This is a genomic window from Waltera sp., from assembly GCF_046969025.1.
Lineage (GTDB): Bacteria > Bacillota > Clostridia > Lachnospirales > Lachnospiraceae > Acetatifactor > Acetatifactor acetigignens.
This window is the reverse complement of sequence record NZ_JBKVQF010000002.1, coordinates 189,353-198,721: the sequence shown is the minus strand read 5'-3', so window position 1 is coordinate 198,721 and position 9,369 is coordinate 189,353. Positions and strand designations below refer to the sequence as shown.

Here is a 9,369-nt window from a genome sequence, read left to right as displayed (position 1 = left end):
AATTGAATATGTCTAAGGCAAATTACAAAGCCGCTTATTCTTATTGATTTTAAGATTAGGCGGTTTTTTGCGTTCTCTTGTACTTGTTTACATAGCCACCTTGACAAAGTGGCTAAAACTATGCGAAAGGAGGACGCATCTATGTCAAATCGCAAAAAGACGGTGTTGCCGACGGAGATTGTGACAGCCGTGGAGGACTGCGGCTTTTTTGAAAGCATTCCCCTATGGGCGGTGACGCTCATCGGCGGGCTGTTCATCACAGTGCTGTCGTTCATTATGATAATGTCGGTGTACGGCAGGTTTTTCAAGCTGTACCTTTATACCGCAATCGCTCCCGTCCCTCTTTCTTCTTTGCGGGAGAGCCGAGCCAGAATGTCGGCAGGAGCTTTATCAAGAGTTATTGTGCCGTGTGCCTTGAGGGTGCAATCATCGTGCTTGCCTGCATTATCTTTTCGGTGTTTGCGGCTTCCCCGCCCGTGGTCAATCCCGATGCGGCTACGGTCACGATGGTGTGGAGCTATATCGGGGAACTGGTATTCAATATGCTCGTCCTTGTCGGTGCGGTCAAGATGGCAGACCGTGTCGTGCGTGAAATGATGGGCTTGTAAGGGAGAAAGCGGATGAAACGTGTATATATATTTAAGGACGGGGTACAAAATGCTTCGTTGTCGATAGATTTGGATTACAACCTTGAGATTGTAAGATGTGAAGATTTTGAGGATCGCATAAATCTAAAAGAATGTGCGAGGAAATCCTTTAATAAGGCGTTAAACGAGCGTGATTTAGGAGATTGTGAGGATTCAACATCTTCTCTGACTACGGGGGAAATTCATTTTGTTAGAGGAAATCCTACTGAGTTTTCAATGGATGTCTGCATTGTATGCAGAGATACAGAGGAAGATTTTTACAGACTTATTCACAAAAAAACAGGGTTCACTTATCGGGATGAATACTATTGGAACAAAGCCCCTCATTCCGCAGGAATACAGAAAAAGGCTAAGTATATTAAGAAAAGGGGAAAATGGCAGCTTGTCAGAACGCAGTATTTGAATATCAAAAACAGATACCTGCGGCAGAACGACCACGACCATCCCTCTTTCATATGCTATATTGAAGCTGTAAACAATGTATATAACGCAAGAATGAGTTGGAAGTAAACGGAGTAAAACTTGAAGAATCGTCATTTTTCCAAAGATGGCAATTTTTTTGTGCTAAAAAGGAGGTGTTTATGGATTGGAAGTAAAGATAAATAAAGAAATCCGCAATTACACGGAATCCATGTTTTTCGGGCTGTCTATGCGGCAGTTCCTTTTTTCCGCCCTTGCCTGCGGCATACTTCTATGCCCAGAAAGCAGGGCAAAATTAAGAAAACACCCTGCGGGTATCCCTTTATGCCCAAGATGCAGGGCGAGTAATTGACTTTGACCATCGCCCCTTTAAAAATGTGGAAGTCATGGATGAGGCAATGATATCCTTATGGAATCAAAGAGTAAATCATGATGACAATGTGTATATTTTGGGGGATTTCTGCTATAGAAACGAAAAAAGTGCGGAATGGTATCTGAGTCAACTAAAGGGACATAAGCATCTGGTTCTTGGGTCTGTACCATTATCCGATGTCGGAATGGAATGGCTCTTACAGAGGTCACTTGCACTTTTATGGTCATATTCACGATAAGAGGGATGAAACATGGGAATATATGAATCAGGGGGAGAACGCTTATAATGTGGGCTGCATGTTATATGGATACGGACCGGTACGCCTGAATGAGATTGTGAAGGCGAACAGGACTATGTGATTGTCTGCGGAGACTTTGGGCTTTGCGTAAGCGGCGGATGTTCGAAGAATATAGTGCCCAAAAAGGAAGTTCTATGTTATAATTCAAATAACATCAAGGACTTCGCAACACACAGAGCAGATGTAAGGTGGCATGATGAGTAAAAATATATGCAGATTAGATGGAAATCAAATTTTTTTATCCGTACTGAGGGATGATGAGGAGGCAGTCGGCTTATACGCGAAGTGGATGTCGGATGAAACCACCTGTGTCTTTATAGAGCATGCGCATTCTGTGGTGGACATCACCCGGATGCCCGGTTGGGTAAGAGACCATTCTGTCATGCGGATGGGAATTGTCCTGAAAGAGACAGACACATTGATTGGATATTGTCATATTGACCATCGAACTGAGGATATGTCAGCCTGGTTATCCATTAACATCGGAGAAAAGTCGGTGCGTGGAAAAGGCATTGGAACCGAAGTCGTGCAGATACTCTTGCGGTACTGCTTTATGGCGCTGGGAGTGTATAGTGTCCATCTGGATGTACTGGAAACGAACACCCCTGCAATTAAGTGTTACGAGAAGGCAGGATTCAGAATAAGTGGCAGATATCGGGGACATTGTTACTATATGCGGAACCACTATGACTGGCTGCACATGGATATCTTATATGAGGAATACCGGCAACCACTTGAACCTTAAGGGTCTTCATGCGAAAAGTGTCCGCAAGTTAGCGGGCACAACAAAAAAGTCCGTCGGAGCGTTAAAGCATCGACGGACTTTTTTTGCTTTGCTATTTTACAAAAGTAAAAATCAAAAAAATTACAGAGTCTGATGCACCTCGCGGATCACTGCGTCGGTAAGCTCCGGAGCTTTCGCGGGATCGATGTCATCTGGAAATTCCACATCAATGGTGGAAGCAACCGGCCGGTAGTTCAGACGCAGTGCGTTTTTCTGAATATAATCGGTAGCCTGATTGTAAGTTTCCTCTGTAACGCCATTTAAAGTGATCGTATATAATTTTGCCATAATCTATCATCCTTTCTGTTGGTTTATGAGTTTGTGGAAACATTTCCTTGTTTCTGTATATAGTATATCTCTTTTTATAAAAAAAAGAAATGCGCAAAAATTATAAATATAATAATAGGAATCATTACTATATTTGTTGAATATATACAATATATCAAATAGAAAAGAACTTACAATGATTGACAGAAAGTGTAAATTTCAATATAGTGGAAGAAATGGAAATAAATGTATGGAGGCATCTTACGATTGACTATTGCAAAGGATAAATGGATGAAATACAAAGGAACTTCGGGCAGAGCGGTTCTGACTCTGTGCGGTGTCTACGGGGTGGCATATCTGTTCAGCTTACAGCCGGTGAACCGGAACTATTACAGTGTTCTGAATGTGCTGCTGGCTGTGGGAATCTATTCTATGTTGCAGCAGACGGAGCAAAATCTCCGGAAAATAGAGGAGAAAAGGGACAGGAAGCGCAGAATCTGTTATGTGGCAGTGATCAGCTTCCTGTTTGCCTTGTCCATGGTCATGGGATATCAGTTGCAGAATCTGGGAATGACGGATTGCGGAGTCCGGGGCAAAGGGATGATCCTGATCCGTGCGCTGTGCTTAAGTGTTGCCGCATTTCCTTTTGCAAATCTGTTGCTTGACGGGATAGACCGACTCTCTGCGAGAGGAGAAGCAACGATGTCGGGGAGATATTGGAAGTCCGGCATTGTATTCGCAGTAACGGCAGTCGTTATTTTCCTGTGCCTGATTCCGGTATGGCTGGCTTATTACCCGATCATCATGTCTTACGATTTTCACAGACAGGTCAACGAAGCGTATAAGGGCCTGGAATGGTTTTATCCCTTGCAGCCCATTGCACATACATGGCTGATCCGGCTGTTTTTACAGATTGGAACGGCCATCGGATCCTACGAGGCGGGAATGGCCTGTATGGCGGTATTCCAGATGGTGCTGTATGCTCTGGTCATGGGTTATGCAACGTCCATGATCTGGCGGATGACTGCTAAAAAATGGCCGGTGGTGGTAACAACACTATTTCTGGCGCTTTTCCCATACAACACGGTTTTAGTGGTGTGTACCACAAAGGATACCTTGTTTACCATATTGTTTACGTTGTTCTTTTTACTTTTTCTGGAGAGAAATTATTTCAGCAACGGAAAAAAGAAAATCCTCATGAACATTCTTCTGGTGGCTGAAGGCTGTCTGATGATGCAGTTTCGTAATAATGCAGTATATGCGGTGGCGGTATTTATGCTGCTGTTATTGATCCTGCGGCCGAAAAAGGAAAAACTGGGTATTCTGATTCTGGGGATTTGTCTGGTACTGGGAGAGACCGGAATGCGAAATGTGATCCAGACAGCCATAGGGACCCGGCTGGAGGCTCCGAAGATCGAGGCTTACAGCGTTCCCATCCAGCAGTTTGCCAGAGTGGCATATTATCATGGAGAGGAACTGGAGGCGCAGGATCCGGAGCTGGCGGCATTGCTGGAAAAATATGTGCCGAGAGATCATTGGGATGCTTATTATGCGCCGCTGGCGGATACCATCAAGGGCGCGGTAAATGCTTCGGCATATACGGAGAATTCCAGGCAGTTTTTGAGAGACTGGCTACGAGTGGGCAAACGGTATCCGAACGAGTTCCTGGATGCTTTTCTGGAACTGACCAGAGGATACTGGTTCTGGGATGATTTCTCCTGGGCGGAAAATCTGGGCTATGGCACAGACACAAGGTATGGTGTGCTCTTTACCTATACTTCCTCGGAAATCGAAGGCTATGGCAGTATTGAACATCGGTCGAAATTCCCGGCACTGGAAAAAGTGCTGGAAAAGATCGTCAGTGGTAACTGCTTTAATGAATGGCCGGTGCTTTCCGTTATTTTTCATGGATCTCTATACAGCTGGAGCCTGTTCTTTTTGATGGTGTTGTGCCTGTATCGAAGAAAATACTGGTGTTTCCAGATGAGCTTACTGCCGTTTTTATACTTTGGGACTATGTTGCTGGGGCCGGTAGTGCAGGTACGTTATTTATTCCCCATTATGGTAATGCTGCCGGTACTTGCGGCATTTTTCTCGAGTGACAGGATGAAGAGCCAAAGCAATGAAAACAGGGAACAAAAGGTTGTTTTTCTGGGCCGGAAAATCTATAATAAGGCTATTGGATGATAATATAAACGGAAAGAGGACCCAATGGAGAATCAGGAGAAGAACGAAACAACTGTGCTTCCGGAGAATCCGGAGATTATGGTAAAGAATCCCCGGATCGGAAAGGTACGGAAACTGGAAGAGGAAGTCAGGCGCCAGAATGAGCTGGAGCAGCTCAGAACCAAACGGATCCGCAAGGAGCAGGAATATATCGAGCAGATGAGCAAGGCAGTGGAAGACCACCTGCGCAATACCAGAGAGGAACAGCGGTATAACGAAGAATTTGAACGGATGATCCGCAAGGATGTCTATCGGATGCACGGCATCAGTGAGGACAAGCTGCAGGGAATGACGGAGTACCGCAATGCCTGGTATCAGGGAACGGCGTTCGGCATGTTTTTTCTGTCGCTGATTCTGACCGGAATCTGCGGATATCTTCATGGCTTCGGTTCGGAATTGTGTATTTTTATGGCATTTTATACCGCTATTGAGGGAACACTTCTGACCAATGGGAAAAGACAGCATGCATTGTTGGATATGGTGACAAGAATTCTGTATCTGCTGTTGTTTCCGGCCATGCTGATCGTATTTGTCTGTTTTGAACTGGGATTTACGGAGTATGGGATCGTCGTACCGGTACTGACGATTGCCGGTGTGGTGATTCTGGTGCTGGGAGCGGTATCGTACTTTGTGTATGACCCATACCGCCTGGACCGTAAGAACCACAAAAAGGCGGACCGCTATATCCGGGATATAGAAAAAGCCGCTGTCAAGGAAGTGGAACTGGAAGAAAAGGCACTGGCAAAACAGGCCAGAAAACAGGAAAAACTGGAACTTAAGGAAGAGGCCAGACAGGAACGGGCAGCAAAGCGAAGGGAACGGAAGAACCGGAGGGATGAGAAGCTCACCGGCTGGAAAGAAAGCATTCGCGAAAAGCTTCCGGCGAAGAAGAAAGCCACAGAGGAGAGCAGAACGAAGACAGGCATCTCAAAAGAGCCGGAAGCCGTGACGGAGGAAAAGCCGCAGGCAGGTGCAGAGGAGTCCGGGACGCCGGAGACAACCGGACCGGTAGAAAACACAGAGCCTGTAGAGACTGTGGAACAGAAGGATGCACCGGCGGAACCGGAGCAGGGGACACCGGAAGAGACTGGTAAAGCGGAAGAAATTGATACAACAAATGGGGAGGAGAAATAATGGCCTATTATCTGATTGATTTTGAAAATGTAAAGAGCCGAGGCATGGAGGGAGTGGAACTGCTGGCGGAGGAGGATACCGTCTGCATTTTCTACAGTGACAATGCGGACAGCATGACCTTTGACCTGCACCGGAAGCTGAATGAGACGAAAGCACAGATCATTTACCACAAGGTAGCAGTGGGTACCAAGAATGCACTGGATTTCCAGCTGGCAACGTATCTCGGTTACCTGATCTGTGAGCAGCAGAGGGAAGGGATACACCCGGATTACTTTATTGTGACCAAGGACAACGGCTTCACCAGCCTGATGGTATACTGGAAAGCACAGGGAGTTCCCGTGCGCATTATCCGTAATCTCTTGTGGGGAAAGAATCCAATGGCGGAACAAAATCTCCTGACCGAAGAAAACGCAATGGAAGTAACGGAAAGTACGGAACAGGAGAGCGTGCAGGCTCTGTCGGTGGAAGAGGCAGAGCCGGTGGCAGCGGGAAGCACAGAACAGGAGACAGAGAACGCAACAGCGGTAATGACGGAGGAACCGAAGGCGGAAGTGGATGCAGAGGGGATTGCAGAGCCAGCATTTGTGAGCGTGCAGATTCTGGAAGAACCGCTGCCTGAGATACTGGAACCTGTGCCTGTGGAACCCGTGAAAAAAACGGTAAGGAAAAAGAGCGGAAATACCCGGAAGAAGAATACTGCAAATATGGCAGAAAAGAAAACGACGGAGAAAACTGTTGATAAGAAGGCTTCAGAGAAGAAATCAGCAGAAGAGCCGGATGAACTGGCCCAGGCAGTGGAAAAGGTGCTTTCCGACCAGACCATCGTTCCTCAGGTGGTAAAATTCATCCGCCAGTACAAGACCAAACAGGGAATCAACAATGCCCTGAACAAAGAGTTCAAGGACAGTAAACGTACCAGCGAGATTTATTCCGCTATCAAACCTCTGATCGCGGATAAAAAGGGAAAATGATAAAATAGATCAACAAAAAATTAAAAGAAAACTATTGACATTATAAAATCAGAGTGGTATCTTTGCTATCGAACAGAAAGTGAAATTCGATGAGCAGAACAAGATCTGCATACGGAAGCATTTCAGAGAGCCGCCGGCTGGTGTGAGACGGCATGTGAGCATGACAGACTATCCTCTGTGAGAAGTACACTGAAGCAGTTAAGTAGGTGTCACCGGTATTCTACCGTTATTTAGAAGCCTGTTGGAAATGAAGCATGATTTTTATGTGTTTCATGGAGATGGGAACAAGAGGTCGTATAAGATATACGGCAAGCAAAGTGGTAACGCGGAGAGCTTAGAGCTTTTCGTCTTTGAGTGCTTATAAAGCACTGGAGACGGAAAGCTTTTTTGTTTTACGGGCAATCAGAATTTTTCTTTCTGTCACGACAAAACAACAAGACACAAGAAAGAAGGAAACAAAAATGAACAGTTTGGTAATCATTCTGATCGCAATGGTAGTGCTGGTAGCAGGCTATGTCTTCTACGGAAGATGGCTTGCAAAAAAGTGGGGAATCGATGAGAAGGCGAAGACGCCTGCGTTTACCCATGAAGACGGAGAGGACTTCGTGCCTTCCTCCAAATTCACTGTATTTTCTCATCAGTTTTCCTCTATCGCCGGAGCAGGTCCTGTGACGGGTCCCATCCTCGCATCGGTATTCGGATGGGTTCCCGTGCTCCTGTGGCTTCTGATCGGCGGTCTGTTCTTCGGTGCCGTACAGGATTTCGGTGCGCTGTATGCCTCCGTGAAGAACGAAGGAAAATCCATGGGAATGATCATTGAAAAATACATTGGTAAGACCGGCAGAAAGTTGTTCATGCTGTTCTGCTGGCTATTCACTCTGTTAGTCATTGCGGCATTTACCGATATGGTGGCAGGTACCTTCGTAGGTACCGGACTGGAAGATGCCAGTGTGGCATATGCCAACGGCAGTGCGGCATCCATTTCCATGTTGTTCATCGTTGTAGCAGTGATCTTCGGTCTGATCCAGAAAAAGGTCGGCAAGATGAACGAGTGGGTCAAGGCAGTCGTAGCCATCGGTCTGTTGGTAGTAATGTTCGCTGTAGGTATGCATCTTCCCATCTATGCTTCCAAGACTGCATGGATCTACATCATCATGGCATACCTGTTCCTTGCATCCGTAATGCCCATGTGGCTTCTGATGCAGCCCAGAGATTACATGACCACCTTTATGCTGCTGGGTATGATCATCGGTGCCGTACTTGGTGTGGTTGTGGCTCATCCCGATATGGAGCTGAATGCATTTAACGGTTTTCAGGTAGGTAACAGCGGCCTGTTCCCGACTCTGTTCGTCACCATCGCCTGCGGTGCGGTATCCGGCTTCCACAGCCTGGTATCCTCCGGTACTTCATCCAAGACCATCAGTAATGAAAAAGATATGCCCATGGTAGGTTATGGTGCCATGATTGTAGAGAGCCTGCTGGGTGTGGTTGCACTGGTAGTTGTCGGTGCAGTTGCAGTCAATGGCACGAAGCCCGATGGTACACCGTTCTCCATTTTCTCCTCCGGTGTCGCAGGATTCCTGGAGAAGATGGGGGTTCCCGTAACCGTAGCAACTGTATTCATGACCATGTGTGTATCTGCATTGGCACTGACTTCTCTGGATTCCGTAGCAAGAATCGGGCGTATGTCCTTCCAGGAGCTGTTCCTGGGAGACACCACAGATACCGCAAAGATGACTCCCGTGCAGAGAGTTCTTACCAATAAGTATTTTGCAACTGTGATCACTTTGTTTTTCGGTTATCTGCTGACTCTTGGCGGATACAACAATGTATGGCCGCTGTTCGGTTCTGCGAACCAGCTGCTGGCAGCACTGGTATTGATCGCCCTGGCCGTATTCTTAAAGACTACCGGTCGTACCGGCTGGACACTGTACTTCCCTATGGGAATGATGCTGGTCGTAACCTTTACTGCATTGATCCAGAAGACAGTTGCCCTGGTGAAAAATGTGGCAGCCGGACAGGCAAGCTTCCTGGTAGACGGCTTACAGCTGATCGTAGCCATACTGCTTATGGTACTGGGAGTTATGGTTGCTTACAGCTGCATCCGCAAGCTGTTCGGTGCCGGGAAAAATTCAGAAAAAGAGGCAGCATAAGTTGTCAAAAAAATTGATTTTCCGGTAGAAAAGAAAGATAAGATATGCTAGAATAAGGAACGGTCAAGGAGCAAAAAACTCTTTGACCGTTCTTTT

7 protein-coding genes, 2 pseudogenes and 1 other annotated feature are annotated in these 9,369 nt (G+C 46.4%); of the genes and pseudogenes, 8 read left to right on the top strand and 1 reads right to left on the bottom strand.

Annotation, left to right across the window (positions count from 1 at the left end):
* Positions 1-153: 153 nt before the first annotated feature.
* The 4 genes and pseudogenes from ACLTOH_RS01890 to ACLTOH_RS01875 form a co-directional block, all read left to right on the top strand.
* Positions 154-608 (top strand): annotated as a pseudogene (locus ACLTOH_RS01890) (hypothetical protein); the annotation flags it as partial.
* Positions 609-620: 12 nt separating this feature from the next.
* The gene (locus ACLTOH_RS01885; RefSeq protein WP_118503238.1) at positions 621-1,157 is read left to right on the top strand and encodes a hypothetical protein; all 537 of its coding nucleotides are present in this window, start codon (positions 621-623) and stop codon (positions 1,155-1,157) included.
* Positions 1,158-1,233: 76 nt separating this feature from the next.
* Positions 1,234-1,335 (top strand): annotated as a pseudogene (locus ACLTOH_RS01880) (PrgI family protein); the annotation flags it as partial.
* 596 nt (positions 1,336-1,931) lie between these two features.
* Positions 1,932-2,483 carry a GNAT family protein gene (locus tag ACLTOH_RS01875; RefSeq protein ID WP_337545569.1) on the top strand — a complete coding sequence of 184 codons (552 nt, stop codon included), beginning with the start codon at positions 1,932-1,934 and terminating at the stop codon, positions 2,481-2,483.
* A 120-nt stretch (positions 2,484-2,603) separates the two neighbouring features.
* On the opposite strand, the gene ACLTOH_RS01870 is transcribed toward ACLTOH_RS01875, so the two are convergent.
* Positions 2,604-2,810, bottom strand: coding sequence for a hypothetical protein (locus tag ACLTOH_RS01870; RefSeq protein ID WP_118668302.1), 207 nt, complete (start codon positions 2,808-2,810; stop codon positions 2,604-2,606).
* Positions 2,811-3,080: 270 nt separating this feature from the next.
* Between ACLTOH_RS01870 and ACLTOH_RS01865 the strand changes: the two genes are divergently transcribed.
* From ACLTOH_RS01865 to ACLTOH_RS01850, 4 genes are all read left to right on the top strand, one after another.
* Positions 3,081-4,976: a DUF6020 family protein gene (locus ACLTOH_RS01865; protein WP_412123460.1), complete on the top strand. Its 1,896-nt coding sequence runs from the start codon at positions 3,081-3,083 to the stop codon at positions 4,974-4,976.
* 24 nt (positions 4,977-5,000) lie between these two features.
* Entirely contained in the window at positions 5,001-6,149 is a 1,149-nt protein-coding gene (locus tag ACLTOH_RS01860; protein ID WP_412123461.1) for a hypothetical protein, read from the top strand.
* Positions 6,149-7,120, top strand: a complete 972-nt coding sequence (locus ACLTOH_RS01855) for a PIN domain-containing protein (protein WP_412223209.1) — start codon at positions 6,149-6,151, stop codon at positions 7,118-7,120. The genes ACLTOH_RS01860 and ACLTOH_RS01855 overlap by 1 nt, the downstream gene beginning before the upstream one ends.
* Before the next feature lie 80 nt (positions 7,121-7,200).
* Positions 7,201-7,475, top strand: a binding site (T-box leader).
* Between the two features lie 106 nt (positions 7,476-7,581).
* Complete coding sequence (locus ACLTOH_RS01850) at positions 7,582-9,273, top strand: carbon starvation protein A (protein ID WP_412223208.1); 1,692 nt, start codon at positions 7,582-7,584, stop codon at positions 9,271-9,273.
* Positions 9,274-9,369: the final 96 nt, after the last annotated feature.